The 15,619-nt window shown below is 64.4% G+C and carries 20 protein-coding genes; 6 read left to right on the top strand and 14 right to left on the bottom strand.

Features of this window, described 5'->3' with window-relative positions; translation table 11 throughout:
* Positions 1–56: 56 nt before the first annotated feature.
* Positions 57–944, top strand: a complete 888-nt coding sequence (locus tag GC148_RS11720) for a hypothetical protein (protein WP_291070944.1) — start codon at positions 57–59, stop codon at positions 942–944.
* On the opposite strand, the gene GC148_RS11715 is transcribed toward GC148_RS11720, so the two are convergent.
* The 5 genes from GC148_RS11715 to GC148_RS11695 form a co-directional block, all read right to left on the bottom strand.
* A complete protein-coding gene (locus tag GC148_RS11715; protein ID WP_291070943.1) occupies positions 941–1,513 on the bottom strand; it encodes a nucleotide exchange factor GrpE in 573 nt (190 codons plus the stop codon). The genes GC148_RS11720 and GC148_RS11715 overlap by 4 nt on opposite strands.
* Positions 1,510–2,601, bottom strand: coding sequence for a heat-inducible transcriptional repressor HrcA (hrcA, locus tag GC148_RS11710; RefSeq protein WP_291070942.1), 1,092 nt, complete (start codon positions 2,599–2,601; stop codon positions 1,510–1,512). The genes GC148_RS11715 and hrcA overlap by 4 nt, the downstream gene beginning before the upstream one ends.
* 42 nt (positions 2,602–2,643) lie before the next feature.
* The gene (locus tag GC148_RS11705; RefSeq protein WP_291070941.1) at positions 2,644–3,351 is read right to left on the bottom strand and encodes an SdpI family protein; all 708 of its coding nucleotides are present in this window, start codon (positions 3,349–3,351) and stop codon (positions 2,644–2,646) included.
* Positions 3,348–3,644 (bottom strand): autorepressor SdpR family transcription factor, encoded by a 297-nt coding sequence (locus tag GC148_RS11700; RefSeq protein ID WP_291070940.1) that lies wholly within the window; start codon positions 3,642–3,644, stop codon positions 3,348–3,350. The genes GC148_RS11705 and GC148_RS11700 overlap by 4 nt, the downstream gene beginning before the upstream one ends.
* Before the next feature lie 63 nt (positions 3,645–3,707).
* Positions 3,708–5,378: a formate--tetrahydrofolate ligase gene (locus GC148_RS11695; RefSeq protein ID WP_291070939.1), complete on the bottom strand. Its 1,671-nt coding sequence runs from the start codon at positions 5,376–5,378 to the stop codon at positions 3,708–3,710.
* A gap of 92 nt (positions 5,379–5,470) precedes the next feature.
* Here GC148_RS11695 and rph point away from each other — a divergent pair, with 92 nt between their 5' ends.
* On the top strand, positions 5,471–6,199 hold the full coding sequence (rph, locus tag GC148_RS11690; protein WP_291070938.1) for a ribonuclease PH: 729 nt from the start codon (positions 5,471–5,473) through the stop codon (positions 6,197–6,199).
* Here rph and GC148_RS11685 read toward each other — a convergent pair.
* The 4 genes from GC148_RS11685 to GC148_RS11675 all read right to left on the bottom strand — a co-directional run bounded on the left by GC148_RS11685 (position 6,188) and on the right by GC148_RS11675 (position 8,203).
* Positions 6,188–6,502: a hypothetical protein gene (locus tag GC148_RS11685; protein WP_291070937.1), complete on the bottom strand. Its 315-nt coding sequence runs from the start codon at positions 6,500–6,502 to the stop codon at positions 6,188–6,190. The two genes, rph and GC148_RS11685, sit on opposite strands and share 12 nt — an antisense overlap.
* A gap of 102 nt (positions 6,503–6,604) precedes the next feature.
* On the bottom strand, positions 6,605–7,165 hold the full coding sequence (locus GC148_RS15955) for an autoinducer binding domain-containing protein (RefSeq protein WP_366063772.1): 561 nt from the start codon (positions 7,163–7,165) through the stop codon (positions 6,605–6,607).
* A 251-nt stretch (positions 7,166–7,416) separates the two neighbouring features.
* Positions 7,417–7,656: a helix-turn-helix transcriptional regulator gene (locus tag GC148_RS11680; RefSeq protein WP_291070936.1), complete on the bottom strand. Its 240-nt coding sequence runs from the start codon at positions 7,654–7,656 to the stop codon at positions 7,417–7,419.
* 16 nt (positions 7,657–7,672) lie between these two features.
* Positions 7,673–8,203, bottom strand: coding sequence for a DUF2975 domain-containing protein (locus tag GC148_RS11675; protein WP_291070935.1), 531 nt, complete (start codon positions 8,201–8,203; stop codon positions 7,673–7,675).
* 120 nt (positions 8,204–8,323) lie between these two features.
* Between GC148_RS11675 and rdgB the strand changes: the two genes are divergently transcribed.
* Entirely contained in the window at positions 8,324–8,947 is a 624-nt protein-coding gene (gene rdgB, locus GC148_RS11670; RefSeq protein ID WP_291070934.1) for an RdgB/HAM1 family non-canonical purine NTP pyrophosphatase, read from the top strand.
* Positions 8,944–10,116 carry a radical SAM family heme chaperone HemW gene (gene hemW, locus GC148_RS11665; protein ID WP_291070933.1) on the top strand — a complete coding sequence of 391 codons (1,173 nt, stop codon included), beginning with the start codon at positions 8,944–8,946 and terminating at the stop codon, positions 10,114–10,116. The genes rdgB and hemW overlap by 4 nt, the downstream gene beginning before the upstream one ends.
* Positions 10,117–10,118: 2 nt before the next feature.
* Here hemW and GC148_RS11660 read toward each other — a convergent pair whose 3' ends face one another.
* Positions 10,119–11,018 (bottom strand): tyrosine recombinase XerC, encoded by a 900-nt coding sequence (locus tag GC148_RS11660; RefSeq protein WP_291070932.1) that lies wholly within the window; start codon positions 11,016–11,018, stop codon positions 10,119–10,121.
* Between the two features lie 119 nt (positions 11,019–11,137).
* On the opposite strand from GC148_RS11660, the gene GC148_RS11655 reads away from it, so the two are divergent.
* Positions 11,138–12,340, top strand: a complete 1,203-nt coding sequence (locus tag GC148_RS11655) for an acyltransferase family protein (RefSeq protein ID WP_291070931.1) — start codon at positions 11,138–11,140, stop codon at positions 12,338–12,340.
* On the opposite strand, the gene GC148_RS11650 is transcribed toward GC148_RS11655, so the two are convergent.
* The 4 genes from GC148_RS11650 to GC148_RS11635 all read right to left on the bottom strand — a co-directional run bounded on the left by GC148_RS11650 (position 12,337) and on the right by GC148_RS11635 (position 13,642).
* Entirely contained in the window at positions 12,337–12,789 is a 453-nt protein-coding gene (locus tag GC148_RS11650; protein WP_291070930.1) for a YcgN family cysteine cluster protein, read from the bottom strand. The genes GC148_RS11655 and GC148_RS11650 overlap by 4 nt on opposite strands.
* Positions 12,786–13,064 (bottom strand): GNAT family N-acetyltransferase, encoded by a 279-nt coding sequence (locus GC148_RS11645; RefSeq protein ID WP_291070929.1) that lies wholly within the window; start codon positions 13,062–13,064, stop codon positions 12,786–12,788. The genes GC148_RS11650 and GC148_RS11645 overlap by 4 nt, the downstream gene beginning before the upstream one ends.
* Complete coding sequence (locus GC148_RS11640) at positions 13,061–13,348, bottom strand: GNAT family N-acetyltransferase (protein WP_291070928.1); 288 nt, start codon at positions 13,346–13,348, stop codon at positions 13,061–13,063. Before GC148_RS11640 ends, GC148_RS11645 begins: the two co-directional genes overlap by 4 nt.
* Positions 13,349–13,471: 123 nt before the next feature.
* On the bottom strand, positions 13,472–13,642 hold the full coding sequence (locus tag GC148_RS11635; protein WP_291070927.1) for a CsbD family protein: 171 nt from the start codon (positions 13,640–13,642) through the stop codon (positions 13,472–13,474).
* A 121-nt stretch (positions 13,643–13,763) separates the two neighbouring features.
* Between GC148_RS11635 and mnmC the strand changes: the two genes are divergently transcribed.
* Positions 13,764–15,614 carry an FAD-dependent 5-carboxymethylaminomethyl-2-thiouridine(34) oxidoreductase MnmC gene (mnmC, locus tag GC148_RS11630; RefSeq protein ID WP_291070926.1) on the top strand — a complete coding sequence of 617 codons (1,851 nt, stop codon included), beginning with the start codon at positions 13,764–13,766 and terminating at the stop codon, positions 15,612–15,614.
* Positions 15,615–15,619: the final 5 nt, after the last annotated feature.

Here is a 15,619-nt window from a genome sequence, read left to right as displayed (position 1 = left end):
TGGGGGCGTCACTCGTGTCATAGTTTCCCCGACACGCCATTCGGGGAGACAAACGCATGCGCACATTTCTGATTCTGGCCGCTTCGCTCGGTATGATGGCCGCCTGCAGCCAGCCGGCGCCGGTTGAGCCGGAACTCGTTGTGCCTGCCGAAGACGCCGCGCCGCCCGCGCCCATTCCGGGCTCACTGGAGCTGATGTGGACCGCCTCGGGCTTCGAGGCACCGGAGGGCGCGGCGCTCGCGTCGGATGGCAGCTATTTCATCTCGAACATCGGTCCGGGTCCGGAAGATGCCAAGGACGGCAACGGTTATATCTCGCGGCTGAATGCGGATGGCACGGTGGCGGCGGCCAGGTTCGTGGACGGCATGGACGCCCCGGCGGGTCTCGCCGTCAAGGACGGCATCCTCTATGCCGCAGACCGGGACGGTGTGGCGATGTTTGACGCGGCAACGGGTGAGGCGAAGGGAAAGGCGCTGATCGAAGGCGCGGGCTTCCTGAACGACATGACGGTGTGGAAGGACGATGTGCTCGTCTCCGATTCCGGCACCGCGACGATCCACAAGATCACCCCAGAGGGGGCGTCAGTCTTCGCCCAGTCAGACGGCTGGGCCGGTATCAATGGCGTTCTCGGCGATGGCGACCGGCTGCTGATCGCGACGATGGCGGATGGCAAACTGATCGACTATCGCGGGCCCGGCGCCGAGACCGTGATCGCCACCGGCATGAAGGATGCAGACGGGATCGGCCTCGTCCCCGGCGGCGGCTATCTCGTGTCCAGCTGGCCGGGCGAGATCTACCATGTCGGCGAAGACGGAACAGTCACCAAGGTGATCGACACCAAGGCCGACGGCATCCTTCAGAACGATCTGAACGTGTACGGAGATATCGTGATCGTTCCGAACTGGGAGCCCGGCACCGTCACGGCGTGGAAGATCATTCCCTAGTTCGCCGGGCCCGCGCTGACGGCGACCATGGCGGCGCGCAGGGTGCGTTCGCCGATGCGCCAGCCGGGCTGGAAGAGCTGCGCGATGGTGCCGGCGGGCTGGTCGGACGGGATCTGCGCCACAGCCTGGTGCACGTTCGGGTCGAACGGGGCGCCGGGGGCGGCGTCGACCGGCACGACATTGTAGCGCGTCAGTACGGTGTGCAGTTCCTTCTCGGTCATCTCGATGCCGCCGAGCAGGTTCTTGCCCGCATCGGTCAGCGTCTCGCGCTCGGCCTGCGGCAGGGCGGCCAGGGCGCGGGCGAGATTGTCGGCCACGTTGAGAAGGTCGGCTGCAAACTTGCCGATGGCATAGACGCGCGCTTCGGCCACTTCACGCTCCGCGCGCTTGCGGGTGTTGTCGAGGTCCGCAAAGAGGCGGAGGAACTTGTCGTTCAGTTCCCGCTTCTCGGCCTCAAGGGTTGCAATCACCTCTTGGGGTGTCGGGGCCGGCGCCGGGGTTTCGGCGGCCGCAGCCTCGGGGGCGGTTTCGATATCCGTCGTTTCGCCTGTGTTCGAAGTATCGCTCATGACTTCCCATCCTTGCCGCGCCGGCCAGCGAGGATTTCGCCGACCACTTTCGCGGTATAATCGACCATCGGGATAACCCGGGCATAATTGAGCCGTGTTGGCCCGATCACGCCGAGTGCCCCGATCACCTGCTTAGTGCCCCCCATATAGGGAGCCACTATCACACTTGAACCCGATAACGGGAAAAGCCTGTTCTCCGACCCGATGAAAAGGCGCACGCCCTCGGCGCCCCGTGTCGTGTCGAGTATTTCGAGGAGGCTCTGCTGGCGTTCAAGCTCGTTGAACAGCTGGCGCACACGGTCGAGATCCTCAGCCGCCTTGGAGTCCTCCAGGAGATTGGCGCGCCCGCGCACGATCAGGCTGCGACCCCGGCCGGGCGCATCGCCGCCCCATTGGGCAAGGCCGGCTTCGACCAGCGTGGCGGCGGCGCTGTCCAGCGCGGCGCGGCGGGTGCGCAATTCCTCGCGCACTTCATTAGTTGCTTCGGCGAGGGTGCGGCCCTTGAGGCGGGTGGAGAGGTAATTGCCGGCTTCGATCAGCGTAGTGACCGGCAGGCCCTCCGGCACCTTGATGAAGCGGTTTTCGACGTCGCCGTCGTCGGTGACCAGCACGCACAGCGCGTCGCCGCCGGCCAGCGGAACGAATTCCACATGGCGCACGGGGGCGTCGCGGGTGGGGGAGGAGACGAGCCCGGCGCCGCCAGTCAGGCCGGACAGGATGTCGGACGCCTCGCCCAGCACACGTTCCAGGTCAGCCCCGGCGGCCGCGAGGCGCTCTTCGATCGCATTCTTGTCCTGCCTGGATGGCTCGCCATACTCGAGGAACCCGTCCACGAAGAGGCGCAGCCCCTTGTGGGTCGGCGTGCGGCCAGCCGAGACATGGGGCGCGTCCAGCAGGCCCAGTTCGGCGAGATCGGCCATCACGTTGCGGATGGAGGCCGGGGAAAGGTGGATGCCGCCCTTGGACAGGGTGCGTGAGCCGACCGGCTCGCCGCTTGCGAGATAGCCTTCGACTATCTCCCGGAAAATGTCGCGGGAGCGCTGATCGAGGCGCTGCATGAGGGATTCTGTTTCGAAACGCTCGGCCATGCTCATGGAGTAAGGAGCGCAGGCCATGTGTTCAATAGCCGTTCAGACGGTCAGGCCGGTGCCATCGTCGCGGTCGGCGGCGCCTTTCCAGGCAAAATAGGAGTAAACGACCGAAACGAGGGCCGCCGCCATGATCAGCGCCGACAGCTGCAGGGCCAGCCAGATGCCGTTGAACAGGAAGGCGCCGGCAAGGCCCAGCCCGCCCGCCAGCATGAACAGCGGGCCGGCAAACCGGTGGGTTTTCTCCCAGGCGATGTCCGAAGACAGGGTCCAGGGCGTGCGGACGCCGAAAAAGAAGCTGGAGCGCGTCTTGGGCAGGTAATTGCCGATCACGATGATCATGAGCGCGCTGCCTGCGATCACCCAGCGGACAAAGCTGCCCGACTCGGCCTCCGGCCCCGCGGTCATCATGCGCGCGACGCCGCCGTGTACCAGCACGAGCAGCAGCATGACGCTGATCCAGACCGCGAGATAGGCGCGCCGGCCCTTTTCGATATTCTCCTTGCGGGGATCAAAGCTGGGCGCCAAAGCGAGGATCAGGCCCACGAACAGGCTGATCACAGGCATCGCCAGCAGGGTCAGGCCCGCTTCCAGATGCCCCCCAAAGCGGTCCGGCGTGCCGTCCGGTCCCCAATGCACCGGGATTTCGCCGGTGGCAGGCAGCGAGGTCCAGGTTCCGGCAGTGATCAGCGACGTGACGAGAACTGCGCCTGCGGTCCAGATGAGTCCGGTTTTTGCAAAGGGTTTCATTCGGCAGCTTCCTTCAGTTGATCGTCTCCTTCGTCCCGGCCGATCAGGCCGAGCAGGGCGGAGGCGGCGTCCTCCAGGACGCTCGTGTTGACGCGGTAGAGGATCTGGTTGCCTTGCCGCTCGGCGGTGATCAGGTCGGCGTCCTTGAGCACGGCGAGGTGCCGGCTCATCGTCGGCCAGCTCGCCTCGAATTCGGCCGCAAGATCGCCGGCAAGGCGGGGGCCTTTGCGCAGCATTGTCAGGACTTGACGGCGGGCCGGGTGGGCCAGGGCCTTGAAGACGGAATTTTCCATGTCTGCTAATTAGCAAAAATGCTAATCGCCAGCAAGCCTATTTTCTATTTTGGCTAAACAGCTTCAGTGCAGGCCTTCGATCTGGCCGCCTGCATTGAGGTGCATGCCCTCGGCGGCGGGGCGGCGGGGCAGGCCGGGCATCGTCATGATGTCCCCGCAGATCGCGGCCACGAAACCTGCCCCCGCGGACAGGCGCACCTCGCGCAGGCGCACGACATGGCCTTCCGGAGCACCCAGCAGGGAAGGGTCGGTGGAGAAGCTGTACTGCGTCTTGGCCATGCAAACCGGCAGCTTGCCAAAGCCGGCGGCTTCCCAGGCTTTCAACTGGCTCAGCACAGCGCGCGGCGCCTCGACACGTGCGGCGCGGTAGATGCGTTTGGCGACCGTCTCGATCTTCTCGAAGAGGGGCATGTCGTCCGGATAGAGCAGCTGGAACGGCTCCTGGCGCTGGGCGGTCAGGTCGATGACCGTGCGGGCGAGCGTTTCGGCGCCGCGGCCGCCTTCGGCCCAGTGCGTACACAGCGCCACCGGCACGCCGACCTTGGCGCAGTAGGCTTCGATTGCGGCCAGCTCGCCGGAGGTGTCGGTGGTGAAGCGGTTGACGGCAACGACGACCGGAAGCCCGAACTGGCGCAGGTTTTCGATATGGCGGCCCAGATTGGACAATCCGTTTTCGAGTGCGCTGTAGCTCACAGTCGCCAGATCCTCCTTCGCAAGCCCGCCATGCATCTTCAGGGCACGGACAGTCGCGACCAGCACGGCCGCGTCCGGGGTCAGATGGGCCTGGCGGCATTTGATGTTGAGGAACTTCTCGGCACCGAGATCGGCGCCGAAGCCGGCTTCGGTGACAACATAGTCGGCCATCTTCATGCCGGCCTGTGTGGCGATCACCGAATTGCTACCGTGCGCGATGTTGGCGAAAGGGCCGCCATGAATGAGCGCGGGATTGTTCTCCAGCGTTTGCACGAGATTGGGTTGGATCGCGTCCTTGAGCAGCACCATCATGGCGCCCACGGCTTTGATGTCTGCTGCCGTGACGGCCTCGCGTTCGCGGGTGTAGCCGACAATGATCCGTGCAAGGCGGGATTCGAGGTCGCCAGCATCGCGGGCGAGGCACAGGATGGCCATCACTTCGGAGGCGACCGTGATGTCGAATCCGGTTTCGGACGGCGTGCCGTTGCTCGGTCCGCCCAGTCCGGACACGACGCTGCGCAGGCTGCGGTCGTTCATATCCAGCACGCGGCGCCAGGTGACCCGCGACGGATCGATCCGCGGGCTGTGGCCCCAATGGATGTGATTGTCGACCATGGCGGCGAGCAGGTTGTGCGCGGCCGTGATGGCATGGAAGTCGCCGGTGAAGTGCAGGTTGATATCGTCCATCGGCACGACCTGCGAGAGGCCGCCCCCGGTCGCGCCGCCTTTCATGCCGAAGCAGGGGCCAAGTGACGGCTCGCGCAGGCAGAGCATCGTCCTGGCACCGATACGGGCGAGCGCATCGGCGAGGCCGATCGAGGTCGTAGTCTTGCCTTCGCCGGCGGCGGTAGGGTTGATTGCGGTGACGAGGATCAGCTTGCCAAGATTCTGCGGGCGCAGGCCCTTGATGAACCGGGCTGACAGCTTGGCCTTGTCGTGGCCGTAGGGCATGACTTCGCCTGCAGGGATGCCGGCGCGTTCGGCAATGTCCAGAATGGGCTGCTTCTTGGCGGCCCGCGCAATCTCGATATCACTCGCCATGTCCGGCCTTTACTCCTCCAGCACGTCCTTTGGGTGTGGACATGCCGCACAAAACCCGCAAATCAGGCCGGAACCTATAAGGATTCCGCGTCATGCCCAGCCTTCTCCGCCCGTCCGGGCGCGCTTTCGACGAATTGCGCCCCATTTCCCTCGAGACCGGGGTGACCCGATATGCCGAAGGATCCTGCCTCGCCAAGTTCGGCCATACGCAGGTCTTGTGCACGGCCAGCTGGGAAAAGGGTGTGCCGGGCTGGATGAAAGGCAAGGGGCAGGGCTGGGTGACCGGCGAGTACGGCATGCTGCCGCGCGCCACCCATACGCGGGGACGCCGGGAAGCGGCCGCCGGTAAGCAGTCCGGCCGGACCCAGGAAATCCAGCGCCTGATCGGCCGCTCGATGCGTTCGGTCATCGATCTTGCCGCGCTCGGCGAGAACACGATCACCATCGACTGCGACGTGGTGCAGGCGGATGGTGGTACGCGGACGGCCTCGATCACCGGCGGCTTTGTCGCGCTGGCGCTCGCCTGCCGCTACCTGCAGCGCGAGGGTGTGATCAAGGCAGATCCGGTCCAGAAACAGGCGGCGGCCATTTCGGTCGGCCTCTTCCAGAACCATCCGGTGCTGGACGTTGATTATCCTGAAGATTCCAGCGGTGAAGCCGACATGAACGTGGTCATGAGCTCGGATGGCGGGTTCATCGAGGTGCAGGGCACCGGCGAAGCCCGCCCGATGACGCGCGCTGAGCTGGAGGCGATGATTGCGCTGGCGGAGAAGGGCTGCAATGAGCTGTTTGCCGCCCAGCGCGCCGTCTTAGCTGGTTGAACGCATTAGCGACCGGGTGGGATCCCACTCGACAATGTCACCCGCTTCGGACGGATCGAAACCGGCCATGTGCTTGAGCAGCTCTTCGCGTTCGAAGTCCGTCAGGGAGGTCGTGCTGCGGATGCCGAGGTCGAGCAGCCGGAACAGGACCATCCGGTCCGGCTTTCCGGGCAGGTAAGTGATGAAAAATGGGCCAAGCGCCTTTTCGACGGCGAGATCGCCGTCGACCGGGCTGCCCAGCGCTGCGGACGCATAGAGCCGCATACGGGGCAACTCCGACGCAATGACGTTCATCCAACTCATGGGACTCATTATATCTGATCCAAGAATGTCGCTTGCCATAGAAATCCATGACACCAGCGAAAAAGCTGACTGAGGCATAAGGCCGTGCAGTCGGGCGCAGGATCAATCGACAAGTCCGAGGGCGAGCCCTCTCAATCCTGCAGTGACCCGATCATTAACACCAAGCTTGTCAAAACAGCGACGCACGTAGGTATCTATCGTGTTCGTGGACAGCGCGAGCTGCGAAGCAACATTCTGATTTGATTGCCCACGGACCACCCGGCCAACGATCTGCCGATCACGGTCGGACAATGTTGTCGACGCGGGAAGGGATTTCAGGATCAGGTCGCAGAAGCGCAGGTGCGCAAACTGGCAGGCTGCGTGGATTTCCGTGATCAGTTGATCGTCAGTATGCGGCGGTTCCTCTCCAAAACTCGCGGTGCAATATCCATTGTGGGCGTTCGGTCCGAAAACTGGAACGCAACTGCCTTCCGGAAGGTTTGCCGCTCTTGCAGCCTTTATGTATTCGGTTTCATCCGGGGCCAGACGAGTCAGGTATGCAATTTCCGACCACCAGAATGGATGGGTGCGCTGGATGGAGAGCCGGCGTAGCGGGTCGACGTACTTGAGAATCTCACTCCTGTATTTCGCCGACCATTCCTGTGGATAGCCGAAGGCATAGATGAATATGTCCGACCCGAAATCGGCCGCGCTGATAGGAGGAACATGTAAATGCTCATCATCCGGAGGCCGAGCGTGTCGCAGAACCTCTGCATTGAAAATTGATCTCGGAAAGCCGGACAGCCGAATTCAGGTCACGCCGAAGGCGTCCGAATACCGGTTGGTGGTTGTCCATTCCTTTCGCCCATGAGCGCCGTTTCGGAGCTCCGGTCTGGGGCAAGATGCCTTGAATCTAGCCGCGGCGACAGAGCAATTTACTCCGCGGCAACCCGCCGGGCACCTTCTTCGTCTTCCGTGTCGAACACGAGAATGTCGCCGGGCTGGCATTTCAGCTCCCGGCAAAGGGCTTCCAGCGTCGAGAAGCGGATGGCCTTGGCCTTGCCGGTTTTCAGGATGGAGAGATTGGCCAACGTCACGCCGACGCGTTCGGAAAGTTCCGTGAGCGACATGCGTCGCTCCAGCAGAACTCGGTCGAGGGTCACACGAATGGTCATATGCCTAGGGCGCTCCTCAGATGGTCATTTTTTCTTCGTCGCGCAGGCGGGTGCCTTCGCGGAAAACTTGGGAAAGCACGAACAGTGCTGCAACCGATATCCACAGTATGAACTGAGTCGACATGCGCGGCGGCTCGTCTCCCACCAGCGTGGGAACCAGGCGCACGACCATCACGGTGAGGATACGGATCAGTTCCATGATCGCGATCACAATGCCGATGCTCGACAGGCGCCGGGCATTCTCCGGCACGAACGGGTCGCCGTCGGCCAGGGTCAGGAGGATGCGGCGCAATTGCAGGCATATGTAGATCACGCCAGGGACGATGACGATGAGGCCCGCAAGCCCGATCACCAGTTGGCCCGGCACCACACCGTCCGCCAGCGCCTTGATTCCGGAGAACTCGGTCGTGCCGCCCGACAGGCTGGCGGCCAGGCCGATTCCGAGGACCGGAATGCCGATCACGCCCATCGCGCCCACGATCCACATGGCGACCGTGACGAGCACGGTCATGATTTCTGCCATGGAGTTGCGACCGGTGATTGGCATGCGTGGTCTTTTCACCCTCTATCCTTGATGGTTTATGAAACGGGACTCAGCGTGAACCTTGTCCCAATATTACCGAATAACGATATATGAGTTCGCGCACAACGCAAGAATGGAGCCATTATGGCAGTTATTTCCGCCGAATCGTCGCAGAGGCTCGCCCCCGGACGCCTTCTGGCGGCTACCCATAACGCCGGCAAGGTCGAAGAATTGAAGGCCCTGTTCGAACCGCACGGGTTTCAGGTGGTCTCGGCACTCGAGTTGGGCCTGGATGAGCCCGAGGAAACCGAAGCAACTTTTGCGGGAAATGCGCTGCTGAAAGCGCGCGCCGCGACCAAGGCGACCGGGTTGCCGGCCCTGTCGGACGATTCCGGACTGGCGGTGACTGCGCTGGACGGCGCACCGGGCATATATTCCGCCCGCTGGGCGGGCGAGCCGCGCGATTTTTACCGCGCCATGGAGCGCGTCGAGGCCGAACTGGCCGCCAGCGGATCGGCCGACCGGTCGGCCCGGTTTGTCTGCGCCCTGGCGGTCGTCTGGCCGGACGGACGAGAGGCCGTGTTTGAAGGCGATGTGCACGGCAAGCTGGTCTGGCCGCCGAGGGGCACGCATGGCTTCGGGTATGACCCGGTCTTCGTCGCCGATGGCGAGACGATCACGTTCGGTGAAATGGACCCCGACCGGAAGCATGCGATGAGCCACCGCGCCGCTGCGGTGAAGAAACTTCGCGCGGCGCTCCTGCCGTGACCCCAACCCCTGCGCCTTTCGGACCGCACTTCGGCTTCGGGCTCTACGTGCACTGGCCGTATTGCACCCGCATATGCCCCTATTGCGATTTCAACGTCTACGCCGCCAAGGACCGCGACAGTGGCCCGCTGGTCGAGGCCATTGCCGCAGACGTCCACGCGCACCGCCCCCGGATGCCCGATCACGGTGCGCTCGACACGATCTATTTCGGCGGCGGCACGCCGGCCTTGCTGCGACCGGACGAGATGGGCACGATCCTTCTGGCCGCCGCAGAGGCCTTCGGCATCAAGCGCGGCGCTGAGATCACGCTGGAGGCCAATCCGAACGATGTGCTGCGGGCCGATCTCGTGGGACTGCAGCGCGCCGGTGTCACGCGTCTTTCGATCGGCGTGCAGTCGCTGCGCGATGCGTCGCTCGCTTTTCTTGGGCGCGATCATGATGCGGTGTCGGCCGCCGAGGCGGTCAGCCGGGCGCTGAAAGTGTTTCCGTCGGTATCGATCGACCTCATCTATGCGCGTCCCGGGCAAAGCCCGGCGAGCTGGGAGATGGAGTTGAAGGACGCACTGGCACTCGGCGCGCCTCATCTGTCCCTGTACGAACTGACCTTCGAGCCGAAGACGCCGTTCGGCCTGGCTGTCGGCCGCGGCGATATCAAGCCGATGGAGGATGATGCGCAGGCGGACCTCTACGAACTGACGCAGAGCGTAACACAGGCCGCCGGGATGCCGGCCTATGAAGTGTCCAACCATGCCGCCTCACCGCAGCATCAGTCCCGGCACAATCTGATCTATTGGCGCGGTGGTGACTGGATCGGTGTCGGCCCCGGCGCGCATGGCCGGATCACGGTCGGCGGCAGCCGTTATGCGAGCGAGGCGGAACGCCGCCCCGAACCCTACATCGCCAACATCCAAGCCTTGCAGAATGGCTGGGGAAATGCCGCCAAGCTGACCGAGCTCGAGATTTCCCGCGAGCTTCTCGCCATGGGCCTGCGGGCGGGGGAGGGCATTGACCTGCGCCGGATCGAAACGGTGGCGGGCGCGCCGCTCGCCAAGGACAAGATCGATGTGTTCGTCGAAAAGGGCTGGGCGGAGATGCAGGGCGCAGAGCTGCGCCTCACACCGGCGGGGCGTCTGCTGGCCGATGCCATCACGGCAGCGCTCAGTCCTTGACGTCAGGCCCGGGGGTGGGCGGCGGCATGCACGGCGCGCAGCCGGCTTGAATCCACAGCGGTGTAGACCTGGGTCGTCGACAACGAGGCGTGGCCCAGAAGGGACTGGATCGCACGCAGGTCCGCGCCATTGGCGAGCAAGTGCGTCGCAAAGGCGTGGCGAAGCGCATGCGGCGTCGCCGTTTCGGGCAGGCCCAGCACACCGCGCAGCATCTGCATCCGCGCCTGGATAATCCGTGGGCTGAGCGGTCCGCCCTTGGCGCCTCGGAACAATGCGCCCGACCGGGTCAGCGTATAGGGACACAGTTTCCCATAGGCGTCGATCGCTTCGCGCACGGGCGCGATCAGTGGCACGATCCGCACCTTGCCGCCTTTTCCGGTGATGCGCAGCCGCTCGGGTGCTGGCAGATGGGCGCCTGTCAGGCTGAGCGCTTCGGAAATGCGCAGGCCGCCGCCATAGAGCAACGACAACACGGCAACATCGCGCGCGGCGACCCAGGGGTCAGCATCGGGCTCGGTGTCGGCTTCGTGCAGGATGTCCTTCGCCGCTTCGATCGAGACGGGTCGGGGCAGGCGCGGCGCTCGGCGCGGCCCCTGGAGGTAACCGATTTCGGCATTCTCGATTCCGTGTGCCCGGCTCATCCAGCGGTAAAGCGCCTTGATCGAGGACAGCAGCCGGGCGATCGACGCATCCGACAGGCCGTCCCGCCGGCGGGCTGCGAGATAGGCGCGGATATCGCGTGCCTGGAGACGGCCCAGTGCCTTCAGTGTCGGCTCGGCGCCAAGATGGCCGCGCAGGAAACCGAAAAAAGCAGAGAGGTCTGAGCCATAGGCCTCGACCGTTTTGACCGCCATTCGGCGCTCGTTCCCAAGATGGGACAGGAAAGCGGGCAAGACGTCCATAGCGCCAGTTAGGCCGGTTTACCTTAAGGCCCCGTTTAGCGCCGGCGGCCTCGCCGTCGCGGTGTATCTGGCGCCGAATTTGCTAGGGCCTGCGTTGAACCGGGTTGGAGAAATGACGCATGCGGTATCTGGGGATCGACCTTGCACGATCAGTCGCGATCATATTCGTGATCATCGGGCATGCCCTGACGGCGACCAATATGGGGGAGGGCGGCCTTGCCATCTATTCCTTGCGGTTTTTCCTGGGTGTCTCGCCGCCGGTCTTCTTTTGCCTCTTCGGTTGCATGCTACAACTCGTTTATGCGCGCCAGTATGAAGCCGGGCGTCAGGTGGAAGTCACCCAGCGCCTGCTGACCCGTTCGCTGCAATGTTGGCTGCTCTACGTGCTGACCTGCGCCGGCATGTGCATCGCCGCCGGCCTGCCGTTCACCTATTTCATCCGGTGCGCACTGTTCCTCGGCGATACGCCGTTCACGGACATCCTTAAGTTCTATTCGATGCTGCTTCTGGCCGCGCCGCTGCTCGTACATGTCAGCGTGACGCGGGGCATCGCGCCCCTGGTGGCGATGGTTGTGCTGGTCCAGCTCTGCTTCCCGTTGATCTCGAAACTTCCGCCGCTGCAGGGCTTTGCCGGTTCGGAAACCTTGTCGGCCTTCCTTTATGGCGGGCAGTATCTCGGCCATACTGGCCCGTCCGTGATCCACGGTCTCGGCTTTGTCGTCTTCGGCATGCTGCTGGGCCGGCTGTGGCAGGCTCGTCCGGGGCGGGAATTCCTGCTGTCCGGACCAGGCTGGACCCTCCGACTCGCCTTTGCCGCCCTGTTCGGCGTGACAGCGCTCTGGCTGATCCTCGGCAACTACAACATCGGCCTGCCGGATGTGCGCAACCTGCTGCGCAACACCAACCACCCAATTTACCTGCTGTTCGGCTGCACAGCGACGGTGATCTTCGTGGAAGCGTTCACAGCCATCCGCCGCCTGTCGGGCATGGGCACGAAATCCTTCTGGATGATCTTCGGGCGGACGAGCCTGTTCACCTTCTGCTTCGGCAATATCCTGCTCTATGCCATCCACCTCTGGGATCCGGCTGCGCCGGCCGATCCGTTCCGCTTTGCCTGGTCCTCTGCCGCAGCTCTGTCGCTGAGCGTTGTCTATGCAAGGGTCCGCGACTCGAACTTCATCCGGAAATCGCGCCATCCGTTTGCACGGGTCTATCGCTGGGTTGTCGATGAAAGCACGCCGGCACTCGTCCGCTTCGTGACGGCGCCGTTCCTGCGCCGCCACGCCAGCCCCTCGAATCTCTCGAATCCTCCGGTCGTCTAGGGTTCGTTGCCTTCCCAATCGACGATCCAGTCTTCCTGGTCCTCGTCGAACACGGTCTCCTCGGAAACCGTCCGGCCCAGGATGGAATGGCCCTCGGTGTGCACGCGCATCCGGTCTCCAGAGACGAGATGGTGCCAGTCCGGCAGGTCCTTGCCTTCGTGCACAAGCCGGTAGGTGCAGGTCTTCGGCATCCACCGCAGCTCTTCAATGCCGGCGGGCGTCAGCTTCACGCAGTCGGGCACGTGCTGCTTGCGGTTGGGATAGTCCGAACACTTGCAGGTGCCTGCATCCAGCAGCTTGCAGTGCAGCCGCGTGTAGGCGATCTCACCGGTGTCCTCATCTTCGAGTTTGAGCAGGCAGCATTTGGCGCAGCCATCGCAGAGCGATTCCCACTCGGCCTCGTCCATCTGGTCGAGGGTCTTGGTTTTCCAGAAGGGCAGGCGTGTCATGCGCGCAGCTGGGACCAGTCCGGCGTCTTGTCAATAAGGCCTGTGGCGAACCAGCAGGAGGATGACACAGTCTCGCCCTTCGCGCGGATGTCATCCATGATCCGGGTCACCAGCTTCTTGCCGATCCCGCGGCCGCCGACGGCATCCGGCACGATCGTGTGGGTGATGTGGCGCACGCCGGGGCGGGGCCGCTCATAGGTGAGGTAAGCTTCCACGCCGTCGATCACGAGGCTGTAGCGGCGCCGGTCGGCGTCATGCCGGATTTCGGGTGTCATGCCAGCACGTCCTGCCATTCGCGGTGTTTTTCGATCTGTGCTTTCGCGAAGGGGCAGAGCGGAATGATCTTCACGCCGGCCGCACGGGCATCTTCCACCGCGCGCTTGACCAGCGCAACGCCCGCGCCCTTGCCGCGCAGCGCATCCGGCACGCCCGTATGATCGATGATCACACGGGTCGTGCCGGCTTTCGAGTAGGTCATTTCGGCGGTGTGGCCATCAATGGTCGTGAGATAGCGTCCGCCAGTCGGGCCATCTTCGCGGGTGACGACAAGTTCGCTCATCTCGGGTTCCTCATGCGCCGTGCCGGGCAGAAGGTGGAGTGGCTTGTTGCATTCAGCAATGGGGGGTGCGCGATAGCACTTATGCAGCGACAGGGCCCCAGCCCCGGAAATGGCCTGTCAGGCCTAGTTCTTCAGCGCGTCCTTGACGTCGCCGACAGCTTTACGGGCTTCGCCTTCGGCTCTGTCGAGCTTGCCTTCGGCTTCCAGTTTCTTGTCACCGGTGAGCTTGCCGGCGGTTTCCTTGACCTGGCCTTCTGCCTGTTTCGCAGTGCCTTTGAGATGTTCTTTGTCCATGAGTGTCTCCTTTCAGTGAACCGCAAGGAATGCGGCCCTTCAGTCAACGGAGGGCGGTGGAACGAAACGTCCCAGCATGCAGCCTCTACTCAACAGATGGGGTCCGGGGTAGGGGGACTCAATGGCACGCCTCCTCACCTTTCCCATAATCAACTGGAGCGCAGACGGCGCGCCCGTCGCGCAAACACATGACGATGTGTACTTTTCTGCGCAGGACGGGCTCGCGGAGACGCGCACGGTTTTCCTGAAAGGCTGCGGCCTGCCGGAGGCGTGGGAGGGCCGCAATCAGTTCACGGTCGCTGAAACCGGTTTCGGCACGGGCCTCAACTTTCTTTCGCTCTGGCAGCTCTGGCGGGCGCATCGTCCGGCGCGGGATGCGCAGCTCACCTTCGTCAGTTTCGAAGGTTATCCACTAAGGCAGGACGATGCGCGCCGCGCGCTCGGCGCTTGGCCGGAGCTCGCCGGATTGGCAGACCAGCTCATCGCGCAATGGCCAGGCCCGGTGCGCGGTGTCCGCACGCTGCACTTTCCGGAAGACGGTCTCCGCCTGATCCTCCATCTCGGCAACATAAGCGAGACGCTGCCGCAAAGTGTGCTGCGCGCCGATGCCTGGTTCCTCGATGGATTCAGCCCGGCGAAAAATGCCGACATGTGGGGCGCGTGGATCTATCCGGAGCTCGCCGCCCGCTCTGCGCCGCGTGCGCGCCTCGGCACGTTCACGGTCGCCGGCGCAGTGCGGCGGGGCCTATCGGAAGCGGGTTTCGATGTGGCGAAGGCAGGGGGTCATGGCCGCAAGCGGGAACGCCTCGAAGCCCGCCTCGCTTCGGCGCCGGCCGCAAGCGCGGACACGTTCGGCCTGCGCAGCCCGGCGCAGTCGCCGCGGCGTGTGGCGATCCTGGGCGCGGGCATCGCGGGCGCCTCGCTGGCGCACACGCTTTCAGGCCTGGGCATCGAGGTCGAACTGTTCGATCCGGCGCCCGGTCCGGCTCACGGCGCGAGCGGAAACCCGCTCGGCCTTCTGATGCCCCGTCTCGATGCCGGGGATACGGTCGAAGCCGGGCTGCTGCTGGACGCCTACCTCGCAGCCCGCAGTTTCTATGAGGCGTTTCCCGAGGCCGAGGCGGCCGACGTCCTGCAATCGCCGCGCAATGCGACTGAAGTCGCCCGCTTCGAAAAGCTGCTGGCCGATCCGCCGCTGCCGCTCGAGGATCTGGAAGTCGTGCGCGGCGGCAGGCTATTGCACAAGCGGGCGCTGGTGCTGCGCCCCGCGTCGCTCGTGACCCGCTTGCTTGCAGATGTGACGTGCCATTTCGGCAGCGCCGTAGATGTGCGGCTGGAAAACAAGTCCGTGAACGGACGGACATTCGACGCTGTCATCCTGGCCAATGGCATGGGCGCCGCCGCGCTTGCGCCGGTCCTGCCGCTTGAAGCGCGACTGGGGCAGGTGGATTTTGTGGAGCGTCCGGTCCTGGCGCCGCCATCCGGCATGGCCTCGGGCACCTACGCGCTCGCGGCCGGCTCGCTGCGCCTCTGGGGCGCCACGTTCGAACGTTCTGGCCCGGATTATGCGCCCGGCGGCACGCCAGCGGCGCGCGCTGAAAATCTCGCAGGCCTCGAACACCTGTCGCCCTGGTGGGTGCGCGACGCAAGGGACGGCGAGGTCTCGTCCCGCGCCAGCCTGCGCGCCACAACGCCGGATCGTCTGCCGCTGATCGGCGCGGTGCCCGATGAGTCGGCTGCCGCGGCCCTGTTTGAGCCCATGAAAAAGGGGCGCTCCGTGGATTCGGACGCCCCTCTCTTGCCGGGTATCTATGTGGCGGGTGGGTATGGTGCGCGGGGGTTTACCTGGGCGCCGTGGGCCGCCGGCATTCTGGCGGCGCAGCTGACGGGCGCTCCGCGTCCGGCGTCACTCGGCGCATTGAAGGCTGTCAGCCCGATGCGCTTCGTGTTCCGCGGCCTGCGCCGCGCCTGAATGCG

Origin of the sequence: Hyphomonas sp. (assembly GCF_016125515.1) — a bacterium.
Taxonomy (GTDB): domain Bacteria; phylum Pseudomonadota; class Alphaproteobacteria; order Caulobacterales; family Hyphomonadaceae; genus Hyphomonas.
The sequence above is the reverse complement of the archived record's forward strand: the minus strand, read 5'-3'. Positions and strand labels throughout refer to the sequence as shown.

Excerpts from the sequence above, each read along its gene's own strand:
- GC148_RS11720 (WP_291070944.1), top strand. The coding sequence starts at position 57 with ATGCGCACATTTCTGATTCTGGCCGCTTCGCTCGGTATGATGGCCGCC.
- GC148_RS11715 (WP_291070943.1), bottom strand. The coding sequence starts at position 1,513 with ATGAGCGATACTTCGAACACAGGCGAAACGACGGATATCGAAACCGCC.
- hrcA (WP_291070942.1), bottom strand. The coding sequence starts at position 2,601 with ATGGCCGAGCGTTTCGAAACAGAATCCCTCATGCAGCGCCTCGATCAG.
- GC148_RS11705 (WP_291070941.1), bottom strand. The coding sequence starts at position 3,351 with ATGAAACCCTTTGCAAAAACCGGACTCATCTGGACCGCAGGCGCAGTT.
- GC148_RS11700 (WP_291070940.1), bottom strand. The coding sequence starts at position 3,644 with ATGGAAAATTCCGTCTTCAAGGCCCTGGCCCACCCGGCCCGCCGTCAA.
- GC148_RS11695 (WP_291070939.1), bottom strand. The coding sequence starts at position 5,378 with ATGGCGAGTGATATCGAGATTGCGCGGGCCGCCAAGAAGCAGCCCATT.
- rph (WP_291070938.1), top strand. The coding sequence starts at position 5,471 with ATGCCCAGCCTTCTCCGCCCGTCCGGGCGCGCTTTCGACGAATTGCGC.
- GC148_RS11685 (WP_291070937.1), bottom strand. The coding sequence starts at position 6,502 with ATGAGTTGGATGAACGTCATTGCGTCGGAGTTGCCCCGTATGCGGCTC.
- GC148_RS11680 (WP_291070936.1), bottom strand. The coding sequence starts at position 7,656 with ATGACCATTCGTGTGACCCTCGACCGAGTTCTGCTGGAGCGACGCATG.
- GC148_RS11675 (WP_291070935.1), bottom strand. The coding sequence starts at position 8,203 with ATGCCAATCACCGGTCGCAACTCCATGGCAGAAATCATGACCGTGCTC.
- rdgB (WP_291070934.1), top strand. The coding sequence starts at position 8,324 with ATGGCAGTTATTTCCGCCGAATCGTCGCAGAGGCTCGCCCCCGGACGC.
- GC148_RS11660 (WP_291070932.1), bottom strand. The coding sequence starts at position 11,018 with ATGGACGTCTTGCCCGCTTTCCTGTCCCATCTTGGGAACGAGCGCCGA.
- GC148_RS11655 (WP_291070931.1), top strand. The coding sequence starts at position 11,138 with ATGCGGTATCTGGGGATCGACCTTGCACGATCAGTCGCGATCATATTC.
- GC148_RS11650 (WP_291070930.1), bottom strand. The coding sequence starts at position 12,789 with ATGACACGCCTGCCCTTCTGGAAAACCAAGACCCTCGACCAGATGGAC.
- GC148_RS11645 (WP_291070929.1), bottom strand. The coding sequence starts at position 13,064 with ATGACACCCGAAATCCGGCATGACGCCGACCGGCGCCGCTACAGCCTC.
- GC148_RS11640 (WP_291070928.1), bottom strand. The coding sequence starts at position 13,348 with ATGAGCGAACTTGTCGTCACCCGCGAAGATGGCCCGACTGGCGGACGC.
- GC148_RS11635 (WP_291070927.1), bottom strand. The coding sequence starts at position 13,642 with ATGGACAAAGAACATCTCAAAGGCACTGCGAAACAGGCAGAAGGCCAG.
- mnmC (WP_291070926.1), top strand. The coding sequence starts at position 13,764 with ATGGCACGCCTCCTCACCTTTCCCATAATCAACTGGAGCGCAGACGGC.